Consider the following 22,227-nt stretch of genomic DNA (forward strand, 5'->3'; position numbering starts at 1 on the left):
CTTCTCTCCTTTTAAGGGGGTATTATTTTGTTTCGCAAACTTATTGTATTTCCTTAGGTTGAGAAGATCAATGTTCATATAACTTAACAGATCGTATTTATATATAGGGGGAAATAAAAAAATATATTAGTTTAATTAGAAGAAAAAAATGAAAAGTTATTATTGAAGAATATTTTATATGTAATATATAATTTTGATATAACAGATAGTTTTAGTATTAATAGCTAATTGTAAGAAAAAGCAGGTGCTGTAATGAGAAAATAATTACAACACCTGTTTTTATATGTATATAAACTTCTTAATGAGGAACAAATAATAGTGAGATTTATTTATATTTTAGGAGGGTTTATATGGAAAATAAAATGTTTTGTTATCAATGTGAACAGACAGTAGGTGGTAAGGGATGTACTAAGATGGGTGTGTGCGGAAAAACACCTGAAATAGCTGCATTGCAAGATTTATTAATATATCAGGTAAAAGGTATAAGTTGTTATGCTAAGTATATCTTAGATAATGGAGAAAAAGTCGATGAAAATATTGTTGAATTTGTAGAAAATTCATTGTTTACAACTTTAACTAATGTAAACTTTGATGCAGACGTTCATGTTGATTTACTTAAGGAATCACAAAAACTAAAGGAAGATTTAAGATCAAAGACTAAAGGATATGAATGTTCTAGAGAAGCAGCTTTGTATAACTTAAGTGACACTAAAGAACAAATGCTTAAAGATGCTGTAAAAGCGGGAATAATGTATGATCAAACTATAGATGAAGATGTACGTTCTTTGAGACAAACAATAATATATGGACTTAAAGGAATAAGTGCGTATGGACATCAAGCTAGAATATTAGGGTATAAAAGTCATGAGGTTGATAAATTTTATTTTATAGCTTTGGAAATCACAATTAATGATAAATGTACTCAAGAGGAATTAATTAGAACTGTTATGAAAACAGGAGAAGCAAGTGTTGATATTATGAGGGCTTTAGATGAGGCCAATACTACAATATATAAAAATCCTACACCTAATAAAGTCAATGTACATATTAAAAAAGGGCCATTTATCATAGTTTCAGGACATGATTTAAAAGACTTAGAAATGTTATTAAATCAAACTGAAGATAAAGGAATAAATATTTATACCCATGGAGAAATGATACCAGCTCATGGGTATCCAGAGCTTAAGAAATATAAACATTTAGTTGGTAATTATGGTGGAGCATGGCAAGATCAACAAACTGAGTTTGATGGAATACCAGGATGTATTTTAATGACAACTAATTGTCTTATGAGACCAAGGGAAACTTATAAGGATAGAATATTTACAACAAGTGTAGTAGGCTGGGATGGAGTTAAATACATAAAGAAAAAAGACGATGGGACTAAAGACTTTTCAGAGATGATAAATAAAGCTTTAGAACTTGGTGGTTTTAAAGAAGATGAAGAACCAAAGGAAATATTAGTTGGTTTTGGACATAATGCAACCCTCTCACATGCAGAAGAAATAGTCAGTTTAGTTAAAGAAGGAAAAATAAAACATTTCTTCTTAATAGGAGGGTGTGATGGTGCAAGGCCAGGAAGAAATTATTACACAGATTTTGCTAAAATGGTTCCAGAAGATTGCATTATTTTAACTCTTGCCTGTGGAAAATATAGATTTAATAAGTTAGATTTTGGGGAAGTTGCGGGATTACCAAGACTTTTAGATGTAGGCCAATGCAATGATGCTTATTCAGCAGTGAGAATTGCCACAGCACTTGGCGATGCCTTTGATACAGATGTTAATGGATTACCTTTGGCTATTATCTTATCATGGTATGAGCAAAAAGCCGTAGCCGATCTTTTAGCATTATTATCATTAGGAATAAAGGGCATTTACTTAGGACCATCTTTACCAGCATTTTTATCTCCAAATGTACTTCAATATTTAGTTGAAACATTTGATATAAAACCAATAAGTACTCCTGAGGATGATTTGAAAAGTATATTAAAACAACAATGCTAGTTGGGCGTTTTTGAAAATGTAATTATATAAAATAATAAAGTTGAATCTTAATGTAGATTCAACTTTATTATTTAAATTGTTATTTTACCTTTTCACAATCTATTAGGATTTTTAAACTCTACAAACCATATTATATTGCATATCGTTTACTCATCAATGATTTTATATACAAAATTTATAGTAAGCATTATAAAATAAGGTAATTAGTTTTCAAATAAGACAAGTAAGTTTTTATACCCTATAATATTTATAGGGTTATTAAACATTAAGCTAATATTAAGCTTAAAGAGATATAATTAAAGTAAAAGCTTATTATAAGGGGAGAATGTATATGATAAAAATATTACTTGTAGAAGATAATATTGAAATAAGTAAAAATATAGTAGCATATTTTAAAAATGATTCTTATATTGAGGCTGTGTATGATGGAGGAGATGCTATAGAATATTTAAATGCATATGATTATGATGTTGTTATTTTAGATTTAATGTTACCAGAGGTAGATGGTATGAGCGTATTAAATTATATATCTAAAAAAGCATTAAACACGGGAGTAATTGTGCTCACAGCAAAAGAAGAGTTAGGAGATAAATTAAAAGCATTTAATTTAGGTGCAAATGATTACTTAACAAAGCCATTCTTTATGGAAGAATTAAAAGTACGTATTAATGCAATACTTAAAAGTATGGGTAAAATAAAAAAACCTAATTTTCTAGAAGTTAAAAATATGCATATTGATATGAAAACTAAAACAGCTTATATAAATGATGAGCCATTGGAACTTAATGAAAAATTGTATAGATTACTTGAATATTTAACCATAAACAAAGGTGTGTTACTTTTTAAAGAACAAATTTTTGATAGCATATGTGGATATGATAGTGATGCATCAACAGAAATTATTGAAGTGTACATGAGTAGACTAAGGAAGCAACTTGCACCTTTTGGATATGATAAATATGTTGTAACTAAACGGGGAATGGGATATATACTTGATGAGAATGTAGGTGATTAAAACACATGAAGAGAAAAGATATTTTTTATAAGACCAAGAAGAATATAATTATCATAAGTGTAACAATAGTATTTTTATGTTTATTTATATTTACTGTAATAACTAAGACTTTATATTCATCTAGGTTATTTAATGATGTAGATAGGCAAATATTACAGCAAAAGGATATGCTGGAGAGAATTTCACCTAATAGTATAAATAGCAATGAAGGCAATATATTGGATGAAAAGGGCCCATCTAAGTCACCACGTATTCCTCCAAATATAATAGTTATTGTATATGAGCGGGGAAATATAGATTTTATTAGTCCCAATGCTTATTTTAATATAACTAGTCTACCAGATTTAGCGAAAATCGAGAAAAACAAGATATCGGTGATAGAACATAATGGATATACGTTTAGATGCACTAGTTTTGATAACAAACAATATAATATGCAAGTATTTATAAATGTTAATTCAGAATTAAAGTCAATGAAACAGCTTACTAATGCTATAGTTATAAGTTTAATTGTGCTTATAATAATCGCCATAATTCTTTCAGCTTATCTAGCATCGAGAATTATAAAGCCAGTTAGAGAAGCGTATAATAAACAGGTCTTTTTTGTACAAGATGCTTCCCATGAGATGAGAACACCATTAGCAGTAATTAAAGGGAAATTAGAGCTTTTAGCAAATTCATGGGGAGATACTATAGATACTCATTTTGAGCATATTTCAAAGATGATGAGTGAAGTGAGATCCCTTGAAAAATTAAATAGCGATTTATTATTGCTATCTAAGGAAGATGTAGATTCAAGCATAAATATTACAGAAGTGAACTTAAATGATTTTATAGAGGATTTAAGCGATTTTTATGAGGATTTAGCTGATATGCAAGATAAAAAATTTTATGTTAATAAAACTAAGGATAATATAAAATTACAATGGGATTATAATAAAATAAGAAGAGCTACAATAATACTTATTGAAAATGCATTCAAATATACAAGCTCAAAAGGAGAAATAACTTTAACTTTTGAAGATATAAATAAAAGTATTCTAATAAGAGTTAAGGACAACGGAATTGGTATTAAAGATGAGGATAAAAATCGTATATTTGATCGTTTTTTCAGAAGTTCAGATGTTAGAGGTAAAAATATAAATGGAAGTGGAATTGGATTAAGTTTATTGAAGTCAATTTGTAAAACACTTGAGATTGGCATCAAAGTGGGGTCACAATATGGAAAGGGAACAGAATTCATTTTAAATGTTCCAAAGGTAATGAAGTAAATATTCTATCCTAATAAGAGAGCTTACATGAGTTATATTGTGTAAGCTCTCTTTTATTTGTGTTTACAATGATTAAGCCAATGTTAAGGTTTCAGATTTAGAATAAGAATTGTTAAGAACAGGAGGTGAGATTTATGAGTGAAACAAAATTTAGACATGAAATGAAACACTATATAAATATGTGTGATTATGTGGCTATAAGTAATAGACTAAGAAAGATTATGCACTTAGATAAAAATGCTAATTCTCATAGAGAATATAAAATTCGAAGTCTTTACTTTGATAATTTAAGGGATAAAGTATTAATGGAAAAAATCAATGGAATAAATCGCAGAGAAAAATTCCGTATAAGATTTTATAATGATGATTATTCTTTTATTAGATTAGAAAAGAAATCTAAAATCAATGGATTATGTAATAAGGTTAGTGAAAAAATAAGTGTAGATCAGTGTGAAAGGCTAATTAAGGGTGATATAAATTTTCTAAATGATTCTGAAAAGCCACTATTTGTTGAATTATATTCAAAAATGAAAGGCGACTTATTAAAGCCAAAAACAATAGTAGATTATACTAGGGAAGCGTACATATATCCAGTGGGAAATGTAAGGATAACTTTTGATAAATCAATAAGAACGGGAATTAATAGTACAGATTTATTTAATGAAAATTTACCAACAATAGGTGTGGTAGATAGCAGGTGTATAGTTTTAGAAGTAAAATATGATGAGTTTTTGCCTGAAATAATACAAGATATAATACAAACAAATAATCGTAGGGCAACAGCAATTTCAAAGTACGCAGCATCAAGAATTTATGGATAATTAGAGGAGGAAAAATTAATGGGACAACAAGCAATTAATTTTGGAGATATATTTAAATCAAGTTTTATTGAAAAACTAAATTCAGTATCAATTTTGGATATGGCAATAGCATTAGCACTTGCATTTATAATGGGATTATTTATAATGCAGGTTTACAAAAAAACATTTAAGGGTGTAATGTATTCAGCAAACTTTGGGGTAGCTTTAATGGCACTTACATTAGTTACAACTTTAATTATATTAGCAGTTACATCTAATGTAATTTTATCACTAGGTATGGTAGGTGCTCTTTCTATAGTTCGTTTTAGAAGTGCAATAAAGGAACCTTTGGATATAGCATTTTTATTTTGGTCAATCAGTGTAGGTATAGTACTTGGAGCAGGACTTATCCCCCTTGCAATTTTAGGATCTCTTTTCATAGGTATTGTAATGGTTATTTTTGTTAATAAGAAAACTATAGATAATCCCTATATATTAGTTATTAATTGTGATGATGATATGAGTGAAGCTAAGGCTATGGATTTAGTTTCAAGCAACGTTAAAAAACATGTTGTAAAATCTAAAACGGTTTCTCCTTCCAATGGTATAGAGATGACAGTGGAGGTTAGACTTAAAGACACTACTACTGAATTAGTAAACGAGATTTCTAAGGTAAGTGGAGTATCTAATGTCGTATTAGTAAGTTATAACGGAGATTATATGGGTTAATTTAGCATTGAAATTTAACTGGCTGAAAAAAGGCAGGTGTAATAATGTGAAGTGTGAAAAACATGATAAAGGTCTTTTAATAACTACTACAATACTATTAATAGTTTTTGTAGTATCAATGATAAATTATCTTCCAAAGAAAGAAGAGGACAAGTTAGTTTTAAATTCTGAGTCTATTTCAACTTCTGGTGAGGAAGTATTAGACAAGGATTCAGTAATGGATGTAAATATTGATATAAGTGATGAAGATTGGCAGTGGTTATTAGAAAATGCCACAAAAGAAGAATATAAAAGTTGTAATATAACTATAAATGGAGAAACTTTTAACAACGTAGGTATAAGGCCTAAGGGTAACTCAAGTCTTACAGCCGTTGCAAATGACGATACCACAGATAGGTTTAGTTTGAAAATTGATTTTGGTCAATACATTGAAGGACAAACATATCATGGAATTGAGAAATTAGCGCTTAATAATAATATATATGATACATCTAATATGAAAGAATACCTTTCTTATGACTTATTTGAGTCTTTAGGAATAGCTACACCAGAATATGCATATAGCAACATAAAGCTTAATAATAGTCAATGGGGATTATATTTAGCCGTTGAAGTTATTGATAAAAATTTTTTGCAAAAAGAGTTTGGAACTTCAGAAGGCAATTTATATAAACCAGAAACTATGGGAATGGGTGGAGGAAATATGAAAAATGGTAATAATGGTATGATGCCTAAACAACAAGGTGATATGCCACAATTACCAGAAGGAGTAAATAAAGAGGATATAGAAAAAAACATTAATAATGGAGAGGGAATGCCTCAGCAACAAGGAAATATGCCACAATTGCCAGAAGGGGTAAATCAAGAAGATTTAGAAAAAAACATTAATAATGAAGAAAGAATTCTCCAGCAAGAAGGCAATATGCCACAATTACCAGAAGGAGTAAATCAAGAGGGTAAAGGAGAAAACTTAAAAAATGGACAGGGAATGCCTAACATGGGAAAAGACAATGGGGGGGCAAACCTAAAATATAGTGGTGATAGTCTTTCAGATTATTCTACTTTAAGAGAAAGTGCATTATTTAAGAGTACAACAGACAAAGAGTTTGAAAAAGTAATTGATATGATTAAAAATTTAAATGATGGAACCAATATAGAGAATTACTTAGATGTAGAAGAAGTACTAAAATACTTTGCAGTAAATACATTTTTGGTGAATTTAGATAGTTATTCAGGAGGAATGTATCACAATTACTATCTTTATGAAAAAGATGGAGTGTGTCAGATTATACCTTGGGATTTAAATATGTCTTTTGCAGGTTTTGGAATTAATGAAGGAGAAAAGGCAGTAAACTTTCCAATTGATACACCAGTAACAGGAAACCTGGAGGATGCACCTTTAATAGGAAAGCTATTAGAAGTTGATGAGTATAAAGAGATGTATCATAGTTATCTAGAAAAAATGGTTTCAGATTATGCTAATAGTGGAGTTTTTGAAAGTAAAGTAATTAAAATACAAAATCTTATTAATGATTATGTAAAAACAGATCCAACAGCATTTTATACCTATGATGAATATAAGAATTCTATAAATGAATTAATTACATTTGTTAATGATAGAACTGATAGTATTGAAGCTCAGCTTAATGGAGAACAACCATCTACAGAGTATGGAACAATTAGTACAAATCTAAATCTATCAGCTTTAGGAGGAATGAATATGTCAAAGGGTGGCAACAAAGGACAAGAAGAAAAAGCAGTTGACAATAAAGAAGAAGGACAAAAAGCACCTGGACAAAATAATTTCAAACCTATGGATAATTCAAAAAATACTAATAATAGTTTTGATAAGAAATATTTTATTGAGTTATTTGCAATTACATTAATTAGTATATTAGGAATAGTGTTTACAGCAAGATATAAACGAAAACGATATTAAAAATTTATTTAAGTGACAAGTTGAAGCTGATTTTTATAAACAGAGTGAATAAAAACATCACTAACTTGTAACTAAAAAAATAGAGCTGTATCAAAAGTTATTTTGATACAGCTTTATTTTTTAATTTTAATAAATAACAATTAGGAGTATTAACCTTAATTGATTTAAAATATTGATACATAATTAGTTATTTATAACAAGATTTTTAAATGCTATAAAATAATAAATGATTGAACTTGAATGATAAAGTGAATGGTTTTGAGTGTTTTTGAATGAAAATGCTTGATTTTCTTTTTGAAAAGGTTTAATATATAAATATAGACAAGGAAGTGATTTTAATGTTAACAGAAGAAAGACATGAAATAATTCTTCAAGAACTTAAAAAAAATTCTGTAGTATATGTAAGCGATTTAGCTGAAAAACTAAACTCATCAGAATCAACTATTAGAAGAGACTTAAATACCCTTCATAAGGAAGGCGAACTTAAAAAAGTTCATGGGGGAGCGACTATATTAGATAAAATCATAAAGACAAGTGAAGATAAAGTTTCAGTAAGACAAACTCTTAATATAAATGAAAAGATAGAAATTGCAAAATATGCAGCAGGCCTTATAGAGAAGGATGATTTTGTATATATAGATGCGGGGACGACTACTGAACTTATGATAGATTTTATTCGAGAAAAAGGAGCAACCTTTGTAACAAATGGAATTGAACATGCTAAGAAACTTATTGAGAATGAGTGTAAAGTTTTTATACTTGGTGGAGAAATAAAATGGACAACAGAAGCAATAATAGGAGTAGAAGCTATAAATAGCTTGAAAAAATATAATTTCACAAAAGGTTTTTTTGGAACTAATGGTATTTCTATAGAGAGAGGATATACAACTCCTGATATAATAGAAGCTTTAGTAAAAGAAGAGGCAATTAATAGATGTAGAAATGCATATATTTTAACTGATAATTCAAAATTTGATGAAATAAGTTGTGTTACATTTGGAAATATAAACAAAGCAGCAATAATTACAACAACAATTGAAGATAATAAGTACAATGAATTTACAGAAATAGTGGAGGTGTCAAAATAGTGATATATACTATAACATTTAACCCAGCACTAGATTATATAGTCAGGGTTAAAGATTTTAAAATAGGATCAGTTAACAGAACAAGCTACGAAGAGATTTATCCAGGTGGAAAGGGAATAAATGTATCTATAGTTTTAAATAATTTAGGTGTAAATAATAGAGCCCTTGGGTATGTAGCAGGATTCACTGGAAGAGAAATTGAGAGAAGAGTTAGTGAGTTTGGATGTGAAACTGATTTTATTAAGTTAAATGAGGGTATGTCAAGAATAAATGTAAAATTAAAATCTGGTGAAGAATCAGAAATAAATGGTATGGGACCAGATATAAACAATGAAGCACTAAATGCTTTATATGAGAAGTTAGATAAATTAAAAGATGAAGATATTCTTGTATTAGCAGGAAGTATCCCTAATACTTTACCAAAGGATATATACGAAAACATAATGGAAAGGCTTCAAAGTCATAAAGTAAAATTTATAGTTGATGCAACTGGAGATCTTTTATTAAATGTATTAAAATATAAACCTTTTTTAATAAAACCTAACCACAATGAATTAGCTGATTTATTTAAAGTAGAAATAAAAAGTGAAGAAGAAATAATTTATTATGCTAAAAAGCTTAGAGAAATGGGAGCAGAGAATGTTCTTATATCAATGGCTGGGGATGGAGCAATCTTTGTAACATCCAGAGGTGAAGTTTTAAAAACTAGGGTGCCAAAAGGGATTTTGAAAAATTCTGTTGGTGCTGGAGATTCAATGGTAGCAGGATTCATAGCTGGTTATTTAAATAATTTTACATTAGAAGATGGATTTAAAATGGGAGTAGCTACAGGAAGTGCTAGTGCATTTTCAGATGGATTAGCTACTAAAGAAAAGGTAGAAGAATTATTAAAGGAAATTATCTAAATAAAAAGTACAGAGGAGGAAGGATTATGAAAATTACCGACTTATTAAACAAAAGCGGAATAGAATTGAGTAATGGTATAAAATCAAAAGAAGAAGCTATAAATAAATTAGTAAATTTAATGGACAGTACAGGAAATTTAAAAGATAAAGAATCATATAAAAAAGCAGTTTTAGAGAGGGAATCATTAAGCACAACAGGTATTGGAGATGGTATAGCTATACCTCATGCAAAAACTACAGCTGTTAAAAATGCTGGGTTAAGTGCTATGGTTGTTAAAGATGGTGTGGATTATGATTCTTTAGATGGGCAGCCAGCAAAGTTGTTTTTTATGATTGCAGCACCAGAAGAAAAAGGTGATGTACATCTTGAGGTTTTAGCAAGACTTTCAACTATACTAATGGATGAAAAGTTTAGAGAAAGATTAATAAATGTAAAAGATAAGAACGAGTTTTTAAAACTTATAGATGATAAGGAAAATGAAAAACTTAATGAAGAGAATAGTAAAGAACAAAAATCAGGATATAGAGTATTAGCAGTTACAGCTTGCCCTACAGGAATAGCCCATACATTTATGGCGGCAGAAAGCTTAGAAAACAAGGGTAAAGATATGGGAGTATCCATAAAGGTTGAAACTAATGGCTCAGGAGGAGCTAAAAATGTTTTGACTAGAGAAGAAATAGAAAATGCAGAATGTATTATAGTAGCTGCAGATAAAAAAGTGGATATGGCAAGATTCGAGGGTAAGAGAGTTATACAAACAAAGGTAGCTAATGGAATACACAAGGCGGAAGCTTTGATCAATGAAGCCCTTAGTGGAAATGCACCAGTATATCATCATAGTGGTAAAGGTGAAGAAATACAAGAATCAAATGAAAAAGAGAGTATAGGACGTCAAATATATAAGCACTTAATGAATGGAGTTTCTCATATGCTACCATTTGTTATTGGTGGAGGTATATTAATAGCCTTAGCATTCTTATTTGATGATTATAGTATAGATCCAGCAAACTTTGGAATGAACACTCCTTTTGCAGCTTTCCTTAAAACAGTAGGTGGAACTGCATTTGGATTTATGTTGCCAGTATTAGCAGGATATATTGCGATGAGTATAGGAGATAGACCAGCTTTAGCAGTAGGTTTTGTAGGTGGTATGCTTGCAAATGAAGGTGGGTCAGGATTTTTAGGAGCACTTTTGGCAGGTTTTATTGCAGGATATTTAGTTGTAGGATTAAAGAAATTATTTTCAACATTGCCAGATAGTTTAGAAGGCTTAAAACCAGTATTATTATACCCTTTCTTTGGTATATTAATAATAGGAGCACTTATAGTGTTCGTAATAAACCCTCCGGTTGCGGCACTTAATAATGGTATTACTAATACGTTAAATGGAATGGGAGAAAGTAGTAAGATATTATTAGGAGCAGTTTTAGGTGGAATGATGGCTATAGATATGGGTGGTCCTATAAACAAAGCAGCATATGTATTTGGTACAGCTTCTTTAGCTAATGGACAATTTGAATTCATGGCAGCAGTTATGATAGGTGGTATGGTACCTCCATTAGCAATTGCATTATGTACAACATTCTTTAAAAATAGATTTACAAAGAGAGAAAGACAATCAGGATTAACTAACTATATAATGGGATTATCATTTATAACAGAAGGTGCTATTCCATTTGCAGCAGCAGATCCTTTAAGGGTTATACCAGCTTGTGTTGTAGGATCAGCAGTGGCAGGAGCTTTATCTATGGCATTTGGATGTGCATTAAGAGCTCCACATGGTGGAATATTTGTATTACCTGTTATAACTAATCCATTAGGATACTTTGGAGCTTTAGTTATAGGTTCTTTAGTAGGAATGATTGTATTAGGTTTATTAAAGAAGAAAGTAGATTAATAAAAAAAGCCGCATTTAAAATGCGGCTTTTTTGAATTTATATTGAAATTAATGATGTTTTATTTATGTTGTTAAAAAATGTTAAGTGTGTATATTAAAAGTGTGAGGATATAAGCGTTAGCAAACTATTTGGCGAATATTAATAATTTTTGTTATAAAAAAACATTGATGACGTTAAAAATTCCAATTTGTCTGAAGTGAAGCAAGTTATTGGCATTTAACCATATGAAGTTTTTATACTTTAAAATATTTCATGTTGCTTAACTCCTTCTTTTCGATTGTATATTATTATAATAATAAAATTCTTTAATGAAAATAGAATGATAAGTGTTGGTATAAAAAAATTATATGGAGTTGAAAAATCTAATTATTGAACGTATTCATAAAATTAATGATGTTAAAAAATGTTAAGTATATATATTAAAAGTGCGGGGATATAAGCGTTAGCAAACTATCTGGCGAACATTAATCATTCTTGTTATAAAAAACATTGATGACGTTAAGAATTCCAATTTGTTTGAAGTGAAGCAAGTTATTGGAATTTAGTCATCGATGCTTTTTTATAACTTAGAATGATATGTGTAGCCAGCTAGTTTGTGTTGCTTATATTCCCACACTTTTTCATTTTTATATGACTTTCCTTATTAAATAGTATATCCTGTGTTTTCTATACAAGACTTAATTTCATTTTCATTAGCTGGTTCGTTAAATCCAACTTCTATTGTGCCTCTTGCCAAATCTACATTAACCATTTGAACTCCAGTTATTTTATCTAATGCATTTTTAACTTTAGTTTTACTTTCATTATTTGCTAAACCTGCTACATTATAATGGACTCTATTCATAAATTTAATCCTCCTTAATATAAGTTTATTCAAAGTTAGTATTGAGAATAAAGTCTCATTTTATACTAGGGATTAGATGTTTATAAATTAAGATTATTGTTAATAAGGTTTAAGATATTCTTCAGAATAACTTAATAATTGTATATTAAAATTAAATAGACTAATTAAGGCACATTCAAAAAATAACAAGTCAGTATGCCAGTCTATTTCGTGTAATCTTACCTCCTTGTCTAACTCAAAACATACATTGCATCTTTGACTTATTATTTTATTTCATTTCATGTGCCTAATATAAAATCAAAGAATTATATGTATTAGAAAGTTACATAAGCTTAATATAAAAAATATATTGTTTTGTGAAATTCATGTGATATAGGTATAGTATATTATTTTTAAAGGCTAATTAATTTATATAATTAGTTAGTATACATAAGAATAGGAGTATGGAATTATGAAGATTATCAAAAGATTAACTTTAATAATATTGTGTTTTTTAGTAGTTGCATGGGTATATTCAATAAAAATAGAACCTAAAATGCTTATTAAAAAAGAAATTAAATTAAAAAATGATATAAATTATAATAATGGTAATGTGAAAATTATTCAATTTAGCGATGTTCATTTAGGAGATTTTTTTTCTTTAAACCAGCTAGAAAAAGTAGTTAAAAAGATTAATGAAAATGAACCTGATATTGTTGTATTTACAGGAGATTTAATAGATGTAGCTTCACAATATGAAAATATAAATGAAATTTCAAATGTTCTTTCTAAAATAGATGCTAAGTTAGGAAAATATGCGGTGTATGGAAATCATGATTATGGTGGAGGCGCTGTAAGGGTTTATGAAAATATTATGAAAGAATCAGGATTTAAAGTTTTGGTTAATGAAAACCATAGTATAAAGGTATCTCCAAATAAAAATATTAATATTTTAGGTGTAGATGATGTGCTTTTAGGAAAACCTAATATAGAAAAAACAGTTAAAAATATAAGGCGTAATGATTATAATATACTGCTTTCTCATGAGCCAGATTATGTAGATAAGTTTAAAGATTATAATATAGATTTAGTTTTATCAGGACATAGTCATGGTGGACAAGTATATATACCTTTTTATGGACCGTTAAAAAGCACTACTTATGGGGAAAAATATACAAGAGGGCTATATAATTTAAATAACCAGAGAGATACAAAATTATATGTTAACACAGGTCTTGGAAATACAAAATTACCAATAAGACTTGGTAATGTACCTAATATATCTTTATTTGAAATAGAGTATTAATATATATAAATTAATTATAATAATTAGTTATTAGATTTATTATTGAAAAGAAATAATAATTTTAAGACATTAGGTATAAGATTAAATTAAAATGACTTTATAGTGTTTTAATTTAAATTTTCAATTAACTTAGAATAACTTTAAATTAAGTATGTAAGATGAGGAGATAAGTTATGAATATATTAATAGTAGATGATGAAAAATATATGACATCTATACTTAAAACATATTTTCAAAAAGAGGGGTTTAATGTTTTCGCGGCTAATAATGGAGAGGAAGCATTAGATATTTTTTATAATAATAAAATAGATATATCAGTATTAGACTGGATGATGCCTAAGATAAGTGGAGTAGATGTTTGTAAAGAAATTAAAAACATAAGTAAATGTAAGGTTATAATTTTAACAGCTAGAAGTGAGAATGAAGATGAACTTAAGGCATTAAATATTGGTGCAGATGACTATATAAGAAAGCCTTTTGATCCTAGAGTAGTTATATTAAGAGCTAAAAAAATGCTGAGAGTGGAGAAAATATTAAATTTAGATACATTAAAAATAGACTTTCAAAGTAGCAAAGCCTTTAATAATGGTGAAGATTTAAATTTAACAAAAATAGAATTTCAATTAATAAAGTGTTTTTGTAATTATAAAGGAGAAATTTTATCAAGACAAAGATTAATAGATCTAGTTTGGGGATTAGATTATATTGGGGAAGAAAGGACTGTAGACACCCATATAAATAGATTAAGAGATAAAATAGGTAGGGATTTAATAAAAACCCATAGAGGAATGGGGTATAGTTTTGAATATGAAGATTAATAAAATACAAAAAAAGTTATATGTTATGGTAACAATGGTGATGATATTTGTATTTGGAATTTCGTTTTTTTTAAACAATTATTTATTATCAAATTATTATTTATATAAAATGAAAGGTAAGTTATCTTACGTTTATGATTACTCAAAAGAGATGAATTTAGAGGATTTCAAAATAAATTCTAAAAGCTTTGAGGACAATAAGAATATAACAATGCTGTTTATTAAGAAAGACAATGATATAGAAAGTCTAAACGAGAATATAAAGAATCAATTAGCAAAGGAAAAAATAACTCTTAGTAAGTTCTGGATTACTGAAGAGGTTTTACAGGATATTGAAAATAAAGAATATGTAAATAAACTGTATTATCAAGAAAAATTAAAGTCTAGTTTTCTAGTTAAATTTTTTGATAAAGAGGATACATTAGTGGTAGTTGGAACAACTATTAGCCATAATAATGATGCTGTACAAATAATTAACCAGTTTAATGTTTATCTTATAATAGGTTCACTTATAGTGAGCTTAATTTTAGTTTTAATTTTTTCAAAGAGAATAATATCTCCATTGGAAATCTTAAAAGATTTATCTAAAGATATTTCTAATTTAAATTTTAAAAGAGTTAATATAAAGACCGGGGATGAAATTGAAGAACTAGCGGAAAGTATAAATATAATGAGTGAAAATCTTAGGATAGCACATGAAAATTTAGAAGAAAAAAATGAAAATCTTAAAATTTTAATATCAAGTATATCTCATGAAGTTAAAACACCATTAGCTTTAATTAAGGCATATTCCATAGGAATAAAAGATGGTTTAGATGATGGTACATATACAGATGTAATATTAGAACAAGTAGATAGTACATCAAAAATGGTGGATAATTTATTGAATCTATCTAAAATTGAAAGAGTGAAAGTTAACAAAACCTTATTCAATTTAAATGTATTATTAAATAAAGTTTTAGAAAAATACAATATTATTTTAAAAAATAGTGATATAAAGATAAATATAGACTGTGATTGTTTAAATCAATGTATAGTTAATGCAGATAAAGAACATATAGAATTAGTTTTAAACAATTTAATAAGTAATGCAATAAAATATAATGATGGAAGTTATATAAATATAAAAATAAATCATATAAATAAGGGAAAAATTTCATTTTCTATAAAAAATAAAACTTATAGGATAAATGAAAATAATATAAAAAAATTATGGGAGCCGTTCTATGTAATTGAAGAGTCAAGAAATAAGGAGCTATCGGGAACGGGAATTGGATTATCTATAGTATCAAGTATTTTAGATAAAAATAATATAAATTATGAGGCAAGTTTAAATGAAAATGAAATAGAATTTTATATTGAATTTGTAAAAGGCTCTTTTATTAGTAAAAGTTGTTAGCATAATTTATAATGATAAATAGGAAGAAAATATATAATTATTAATTGAGGTGCTTAAGATAATGAATAAAACAATTGGAATATTAGCACATGTGGATGCAGGAAAGACTACGTTTGCAGAGCAAATACTTTATCACACAAATAGTATTAGAAATAAAGGAAGAGTAGACCATAGAAATGCCTTTCTGGATAATCATAATATAGAAAAGGAAAGAGGAATTACTATATTCTCAGATCAAGGTATGTTTAATTATAAAGATTCAGCTTATTATCTAATAGATACCCCTGGCCATGTTGATTTTTCTACTGAAATGGAAAGAGCTATGGAAGTTATGGATTATGCAATTGTTATAATAAGTGCAGTTGAAGGAATACAAGGACATACAGAAACAGTTTGGCGTTTATTAAGAAAAAATAAAATTCCAACATTTATATTTATTAATAAAATAGATAGAGTTGGAGCAAATATTTGTGATGTTTTAGAAGATATAAATTCAACTTTAACAAAGGATGCTTTTCTTATAAATGAAGAGCTCAATAATGGAACAATGAGTAAAGATTTTATAGAGTTTATTGCAGAACGTGATGATATGCTTTTTGAAAAATATATGGAAGATGGCTATAATAAAGATTTATGGATAAATTTTATGAAAAAAATGATTAAAGAAAATAACTTTTTTCCATGCTTTACAGGGTCAGCATTACAAGATCAAGGTATAAGGTCATTTTTAGAGAGTTTACATAGTCTTACTTATACTGAGTATTGTGAGGATGAAGAATTTAGTGGGAAAGTTTATAAAATAAGAAATGATGAACACGGTAAAAGGATAACTTATATAAAAGCAATAAGTGGAAAATTAAGAGTGAGACAGGAACTAACATTTGGTGAAACCAATGAAAGTGAAAAAATTACGCAAATAAGGGTTTACAATGGGAATAAATTTAAGATAGTAGAAGAAGTAACTGCAGGAGAACTATTTGCAGTAACAGGATTATCAAGCTTAATCGCTGGAAATGGGGTAGGAAATTTAAAAAATAGCCTAATTTATGACATGGTACCAACTTTAAAATCTAAGGTTATATTTGATAAAAATATTAATGCAAAAGATGTTTTAAGTTATTTTAAAATACTAGAATCAGAGGATCCAGCTTTAAAAATAACTTGGGATAATAAATTACAGGAAATTCAGGTTAATATAATGGGGGTAATACAATTAGAAATTTTAAAAGAAGTTATAAAGGAAAGATTTAAAGTATCAATAGATTTTGGACCATGTAAAATTTTATATAAAGAAACTGTATTGAATAAAGTGGTTGGATATGGACACTTTGAGCCTTTAAAACATTATGCAGAAGTACACCTTAGCGTAGAGCCATTAGAAAGAAATAGTGGAATTATATTTGAAAATAAGTGTCATGCAGATGACTTAACTACAGGAAATCAAAATTTAATAGGGTATCATATATATGAGAAGGATCATAGAGGAATATTAACAGGGTCACCTATAACGGATTTGAAAATCACTTTGTTAACAGGAAGAGCACATAATAAGCATACATGTGGTGGCGATTTTAGAGAAGCAACTTTTAGGGCTTTGAGGCAAGGGTTAGAACAAGCACAAAATACATTGCTTGAGCCTTATTATAATTTTAAAATAGAGGTAGAATTAGAATGTATGGGAAGGGTATTATCAGATATACAAAAATTAAGTGGATTTTTTGATACGCCTAAAACAATAAATAACAAAGTGATCATAATAGGAAGAGGTCCGGTAGTAACTTTTATGAATTATGGCATGGAGTTTGTTTCCTTTACAAGGGGCAAAGGAAGCCTTAGCCTTGCTTTTGGTGGATATGATTTATGTCATAATGAAGAAGAAATTATTAAAAATAAAAATTATGATAAAAATGCGGATATAGAATATACATCAAGTTCAGTGTTTTGTTCAGAGGGACAAGGATTCATTGTAAGAGGTATTGAGGCAAAGGAACATATGCATTGTTTATAAAAAAAGCTTAATAACAGTGGTTTTAGTATTTACAATTGCAGTATAAATGATAAATATTAAAACTATATTATTTATTTTAATATTGTAAAAATATTAAGAAAACATAGAGGCTTTTTTATATATTAATGTAAAAATTGATAGAAATATGGTATAATTATGTTCAATTACTACTAAATAAATAATCTAAAATAGCCATTAACTGGGGTGGATTTTATGAATTTAAATTTATCAGGGGATGAACATAATATTTATATGAAAAAAGTAATTAAAATAATTTTAATTTCAACTGTTATATTTTCGTCGTTGTCAATTATTGGGTTATTTTTTTCATATAAAATATATTTGCCAAGATGCAAATTTTTATATGATATAAAAGCTATAAATGGAACTTTATCAATAATATCAGTAGCAAGTTGTTGGATTTATTATTACATATATAAAAAACAAGAATTCTTATTAGTAACTTTGCTCTTTTTAAGTCTTGCAGCTGAAAATATATTTATGGGCCTTATGCAAACTAATTTTAGAATTTTAAGAAATATGTTTTGTATTTCTATGACAACTCCGTATATTTTAAGAACATTTCTTATTACACTAACAGTTATAAAAAACAGTAAAACAGCGGAATTTATAGAAACCAACAAGATAGTTACATCTATAGCTATAATATTTTTTAGTATTGCATTATCAGGAATAGAAGTAGTGTATAGACTTAATCAAGACGCAGAATTTAGTCGAAAAATAACTGTAATTATAAATATACTTATAATTATATATTATTTTATTATACTAGGATTATTGGCAAAAAAAAGTGTAGTTCAAAATGAAATTATATATACAATAATTATAGGTAGTATAAATTGTTTTACAATTAGAAGAATGTATGCAATAAAAGAATATTTCACGGGTTACAACATTAATTTACAACAAGTATGCAATATATTTACTTTCATTGGTTTTTCAGTGTTGGTAATAGGATTATTTAGTGAAACAAAGAGAAAAGTACAAGAAAATGAAAAAATCAATAAAGAACTGGTTATGAATGAAAATAAGCTTCTAAGTGTAACAGAAAATATAAAGGATTTAATAATTACCATAGATATACATGATAAAATTGTATACGTAAACAATGCAGTTGTAAAAACATTAGGGTATTCTAAAAAAGAACTTATAGGTGCAACTTATAGCCATATATTAAAGTCTGAGGAGTGTTATTTGGATATAGCAGACTTTAAGAGAAATCGTTTTATAGAGCATAAAATAAAATGTAAGAATAATAATATATTAAACATGGAATCAATACATAGTGTAATTTCTAATGAAAATGGAAATGTAGTTGGGCATGTTGTTGTTTCAAGAGACTTAAGTTATAGGCAAGAGTTTGAAGTTATGAAAGAGAAATATAACGAAATTAAAGAGTATGATAAGATAAGAACAGATTTTTTTGCAAATCTTTCTCATGAAGTTAGAACTCCTATACATATAATATATTCTTGCGTGCAACTCTTAAATAATTCTAAAACATCAGGTCATAATGAGTTATGGAATTGTTATAATAAATATGAGAAAACAATAAAGCAAAACTGTTATAGAATGCTAAAACTTGTAAATAACTTATTAGATATTACAAAATTAGATTCAGGTTTTATCAAGACGGATTTTAAAAATTATAATATAGTGAATCTTGTAGAGGATATAACATTATCAGTAGTGCCATATGTAGAGGTAAAAAAGATAAATATAGTTTTTGATACAGAGATTGAGGAACTATATATAAAATGCGATAAAGATAAAATAGAAAGAATAATTCTTAATCTTTTATCTAATGCTATAAAGTTTACCGAAGTAGGAGGTAATATTCTTGTATATATATCATTAGAAGGAGAGTATGTAAAAATAAGAGTAAAGGATGATGGGATAGGAATACCACATAATTTTAGAAAATTTATTTTTGAAAGATTTATGCAAACAGATAAGTCTTTTAATAGGAAAAAAGAAGGTACAGGCATAGGTTTAGCCTTGGTTAAATCATTAGTAGAATTACATAATGGTCAAGTATATGTAGAGGATAATGAAACAGAAAATGGAAGTGAGTTTGTAGTAAACCTTCCAAATATTAAAATAGAATATACTGAGGAAGATTCTAAAGGTGAAGAAATAGAAGGTGATGACAAAAAGAAAAGAAATGATAAAATTCACCTGGAATTTTCAGATATATATGATTTAGTAGAATAATAATCAAAAGCATTAGTTGGATATTGTATCATGAGTTAATAACTGATATCTATATACTAATACTTTTCATATGTTTAGAAATAAATTATATATTATTAATATCCCCATATTATAGGATATTTTAGAAGTCCTATAATATGGGGAATTTAAAGGTTTGAAATTGTAATATAATATTCTAGAGATGGGTACTTAATTGTAATGTAAATTAACACTGAAAATTATTGACAAGTTTTTTTCCAATTTTCAGCCAAATTTTCTAATATGCTTTTAAGTACAGAACCTATTTTAGAATATGATTCATCCTCGAGATTAGCTAGGGATATTCTAATAGACCATTCAGGACCGTGAAAGCCACCACCACTTAGCAGTACTATAGAAGATTCTTGAGCTAATCTATATAAGATATCTACAGGTTTATAGTTAGACTGCAAGTAAGTAGCAAAATCTTTTCCGTAATTAATATAAGCCCATTCCAATAGATCAAATTGAGTATAATAAGCAGCATCATAAGGATTAATCTTAATATCTATACCTAAACCATCAAACAATAGTTTTTGTCTTTTATGACATATGTTTATTGTTTGATTTTTATATTTATTATCTTTATCTAATAGTGCAAAGGCACAAAAGAAGGCCATTTGTACTTGTTGAGGGGTGGACAATCCTGCAGTATGATTAAGAGCAACCTGCCTGCTATCAGCTACAATCCTATCAATAAAAGGTAGGGATTCAGGGTCTGAGGAAAGTGCACCGTATCTTCTATTTAAAACATCTTTTTCAGAGTTCTTAAATTTACTTAATAATTTATCAAAAACATTATTTTCATGTAAAGCTAATGTACCAAGCCTCCAACCTGTAACACCAAAGTATTTTGAAAATGAATAAACACCAATACTGTTAAAAGGCAGATATGAAACTAAAGATCTAAAATTATTTACAAACGTACCATAAACATCGTCAGAAATAATCATTAAATCTGGATTATTTTCTTTTACAATGTTAACAAGAGTATTTATACATGTTGGGTTCATAGCCATAGAAGGAGGATTACTAGGATTAACCATAAACAGTGCTTTAATAGCTTTATCATTTAACTTTTCAAGCTCACTTTTAGGGTATTGCCAAGTATGAGTACCATCTTCAGATTTTTCACTAGCACTTATAGCAACTATGTCTAAATCATATCTTGGTAAAAGAGGGATTTCAAGATATGGTGTAAAGATAGGAGTCATTAGAGCTATTTTATCACCTTTATGGATTAGATTATTAGCTATTAATGAATCAAAGATATAGCACATGGCAGCCGTAGCGCCTTCCACGGCAAATAATTTAAATTTCCCACTAGGTGGTTTATCATAACACATTTCTTGGAGAAGATAATCATGAACTACTTTTTCAATATGTGGTAGCATTCTATCAGGAAAAGGATAATTGTCACCAATTATTCCATCAGCTAATTCATGAATCCAATCATCACCATTAAAACCTTGCTCATTTATGCCATAATCAATAATATTTTTAAGAAGGTCTACTCCAGGAAAGTTTAGGTTTTTATCTAAATATTCATAAAATCTATTACAGATACCAGTTTTTTCAGGCATACCTGCTAAATCACCATCATCCTGAACTCTACGAGTTTCAGATACAGCAAAATGACCAAAAGTGAAGAATGCATCACGGGGTGTTGAAGCAGTCCAGTTGGGATTTCCACGACCAGCATCAAGCAAGGTACGAGCACTTTTTTCTTTTGGGTCTTTTGCTAATTGAATTAATTTATTTTTAAACTCAAAAGGGCTAATTTTACCATAGATTTTTTCCATTTCTTTAAGTTCAAGATTAACAAAATCCATTAAAATACCTCCAAATATAACAAGTATTTTTATATATTAATAAACTGAATTTATTAATATTCATAATAATCATCAATTTAGGTTATCCAAGTTTAGAATCAGGTATTCACTAAGTAGAATAAAGGAAAATATAATT

At 27.9% G+C, this 22,227-nt stretch carries 16 protein-coding genes; 14 read left to right on the plus strand and 2 right to left on the minus strand.

Features of this window, described 5'->3' with window-relative positions; genetic code table 11:
- Window positions 1-350: 350 nt before the first annotated feature.
- From hcp to BM119_RS02965, 9 genes are all read left to right on the plus strand, one after another.
- Window positions 351-2,006 (plus strand): hydroxylamine reductase, encoded by a 1,656-nt coding sequence (gene hcp / locus BM119_RS02925; protein WP_090038756.1) that lies wholly within the window; start codon window positions 351-353, stop codon window positions 2,004-2,006.
- Between the two features lie 331 nt (window positions 2,007-2,337).
- Window positions 2,338-3,021 carry a response regulator transcription factor gene (locus BM119_RS02930; protein ID WP_090038757.1) on the plus strand — a complete coding sequence of 228 codons (684 nt, stop codon included), beginning with the start codon at window positions 2,338-2,340 and terminating at the stop codon, window positions 3,019-3,021.
- Between the two features lie 5 nt (window positions 3,022-3,026).
- Window positions 3,027-4,292 (plus strand): sensor histidine kinase, encoded by a 1,266-nt coding sequence (locus BM119_RS02935; RefSeq protein ID WP_090038758.1) that lies wholly within the window; start codon window positions 3,027-3,029, stop codon window positions 4,290-4,292.
- A gap of 134 nt (window positions 4,293-4,426) precedes the next feature.
- Window positions 4,427-5,113 carry a polyphosphate polymerase domain-containing protein gene (locus BM119_RS02940; RefSeq protein ID WP_090038760.1) on the plus strand — a complete coding sequence of 229 codons (687 nt, stop codon included), beginning with the start codon at window positions 4,427-4,429 and terminating at the stop codon, window positions 5,111-5,113.
- Between the two features lie 18 nt (window positions 5,114-5,131).
- Window positions 5,132-5,821, plus strand: coding sequence for a DUF4956 domain-containing protein (locus BM119_RS02945; protein WP_090038762.1), 690 nt, complete (start codon window positions 5,132-5,134; stop codon window positions 5,819-5,821).
- A 46-nt stretch (window positions 5,822-5,867) separates the two neighbouring features.
- A complete protein-coding gene (locus BM119_RS02950) occupies window positions 5,868-7,760 on the plus strand; it encodes a CotH kinase family protein (RefSeq protein ID WP_242948289.1) in 1,893 nt (630 codons plus the stop codon).
- A gap of 338 nt (window positions 7,761-8,098) precedes the next feature.
- Complete coding sequence (locus BM119_RS02955) at window positions 8,099-8,848, plus strand: DeoR/GlpR family DNA-binding transcription regulator (protein WP_090038764.1); 750 nt, start codon at window positions 8,099-8,101, stop codon at window positions 8,846-8,848.
- The gene (pfkB, locus tag BM119_RS02960) at window positions 8,848-9,753 is read left to right on the plus strand and encodes a 1-phosphofructokinase (protein WP_090038766.1); all 906 of its coding nucleotides are present in this window, start codon (window positions 8,848-8,850) and stop codon (window positions 9,751-9,753) included. The genes BM119_RS02955 and pfkB overlap by 1 nt, the downstream gene beginning before the upstream one ends.
- A 26-nt stretch (window positions 9,754-9,779) precedes the next feature.
- Window positions 9,780-11,651, plus strand: coding sequence for a PTS fructose transporter subunit IIABC (locus BM119_RS02965; RefSeq protein WP_090038768.1), 1,872 nt, complete (start codon window positions 9,780-9,782; stop codon window positions 11,649-11,651).
- A gap of 644 nt (window positions 11,652-12,295) precedes the next feature.
- Here BM119_RS02965 and BM119_RS02970 read toward each other — a convergent pair.
- Complete coding sequence (locus BM119_RS02970) at window positions 12,296-12,496, minus strand: heavy-metal-associated domain-containing protein (RefSeq protein WP_090038770.1); 201 nt, start codon at window positions 12,494-12,496, stop codon at window positions 12,296-12,298.
- Between the two features lie 451 nt (window positions 12,497-12,947).
- Between BM119_RS02970 and BM119_RS02975 the strand changes: the two genes are divergently transcribed.
- From BM119_RS02975 to BM119_RS02995, 5 genes are all read left to right on the plus strand, one after another.
- On the plus strand, window positions 12,948-13,781 hold the full coding sequence (locus BM119_RS02975; RefSeq protein WP_090038772.1) for a metallophosphoesterase: 834 nt from the start codon (window positions 12,948-12,950) through the stop codon (window positions 13,779-13,781).
- 173 nt (window positions 13,782-13,954) lie between these two features.
- Window positions 13,955-14,599 (plus strand): response regulator transcription factor, encoded by a 645-nt coding sequence (locus tag BM119_RS02980; RefSeq protein WP_090038774.1) that lies wholly within the window; start codon window positions 13,955-13,957, stop codon window positions 14,597-14,599.
- Entirely contained in the window at window positions 14,589-15,998 is a 1,410-nt protein-coding gene (locus BM119_RS02985) for a sensor histidine kinase (protein ID WP_177199298.1), read from the plus strand. The genes BM119_RS02980 and BM119_RS02985 overlap by 11 nt, the downstream gene beginning before the upstream one ends.
- A gap of 61 nt (window positions 15,999-16,059) precedes the next feature.
- Window positions 16,060-18,006 carry a GTP-binding protein gene (locus tag BM119_RS02990; RefSeq protein ID WP_090038778.1) on the plus strand — a complete coding sequence of 649 codons (1,947 nt, stop codon included), beginning with the start codon at window positions 16,060-16,062 and terminating at the stop codon, window positions 18,004-18,006.
- Window positions 18,007-18,219: 213 nt separating this feature from the next.
- Complete coding sequence (locus BM119_RS02995; RefSeq protein WP_090038779.1) at window positions 18,220-20,241, plus strand: PAS domain-containing sensor histidine kinase; 2,022 nt, start codon at window positions 18,220-18,222, stop codon at window positions 20,239-20,241.
- A 218-nt stretch (window positions 20,242-20,459) separates the two neighbouring features.
- On the opposite strand, the gene aspD is transcribed toward BM119_RS02995, so the two are convergent.
- The gene (gene aspD / locus BM119_RS03000; RefSeq protein WP_090038781.1) at window positions 20,460-22,091 is read right to left on the minus strand and encodes an aspartate 4-decarboxylase; all 1,632 of its coding nucleotides are present in this window, start codon (window positions 22,089-22,091) and stop codon (window positions 20,460-20,462) included.
- Between the last annotated feature and the right edge of the window lie 136 nt (window positions 22,092-22,227).

The organism is Clostridium frigidicarnis (assembly GCF_900111985.1).
GTDB classification, from domain to species: Bacteria; Bacillota; Clostridia; order Clostridiales; family Clostridiaceae; genus Clostridium_Z; species Clostridium_Z frigidicarnis.

Coding starts and splice junctions, on each gene's coding strand:
- hcp (WP_090038756.1), top strand. CDS start 351: ATGGAAAATAAAATGTTTTGTTATCAATGTGAACAGACAGTAGGTGGT.
- BM119_RS02930 (WP_090038757.1), top strand. CDS start 2,338: ATGATAAAAATATTACTTGTAGAAGATAATATTGAAATAAGTAAAAAT.
- BM119_RS02935 (WP_090038758.1), top strand. CDS start 3,027: ATGAAGAGAAAAGATATTTTTTATAAGACCAAGAAGAATATAATTATC.
- BM119_RS02940 (WP_090038760.1), top strand. CDS start 4,427: ATGAGTGAAACAAAATTTAGACATGAAATGAAACACTATATAAATATG.
- BM119_RS02945 (WP_090038762.1), top strand. CDS start 5,132: ATGGGACAACAAGCAATTAATTTTGGAGATATATTTAAATCAAGTTTT.
- BM119_RS02955 (WP_090038764.1), top strand. CDS start 8,099: ATGTTAACAGAAGAAAGACATGAAATAATTCTTCAAGAACTTAAAAAA.
- BM119_RS02965 (WP_090038768.1), top strand. CDS start 9,780: ATGAAAATTACCGACTTATTAAACAAAAGCGGAATAGAATTGAGTAAT.
- BM119_RS02970 (WP_090038770.1), bottom strand. CDS start 12,496: ATGAATAGAGTCCATTATAATGTAGCAGGTTTAGCAAATAATGAAAGT.
- BM119_RS02975 (WP_090038772.1), top strand. CDS start 12,948: ATGAAGATTATCAAAAGATTAACTTTAATAATATTGTGTTTTTTAGTA.
- BM119_RS02980 (WP_090038774.1), top strand. CDS start 13,955: ATGAATATATTAATAGTAGATGATGAAAAATATATGACATCTATACTT.
- BM119_RS02985 (WP_177199298.1), top strand. CDS start 14,589: ATGAAGATTAATAAAATACAAAAAAAGTTATATGTTATGGTAACAATG.
- BM119_RS02990 (WP_090038778.1), top strand. CDS start 16,060: ATGAATAAAACAATTGGAATATTAGCACATGTGGATGCAGGAAAGACT.
- BM119_RS02995 (WP_090038779.1), top strand. CDS start 18,220: ATGAATTTAAATTTATCAGGGGATGAACATAATATTTATATGAAAAAA.
- aspD (WP_090038781.1), bottom strand. CDS start 22,091: ATGGATTTTGTTAATCTTGAACTTAAAGAAATGGAAAAAATCTATGGT.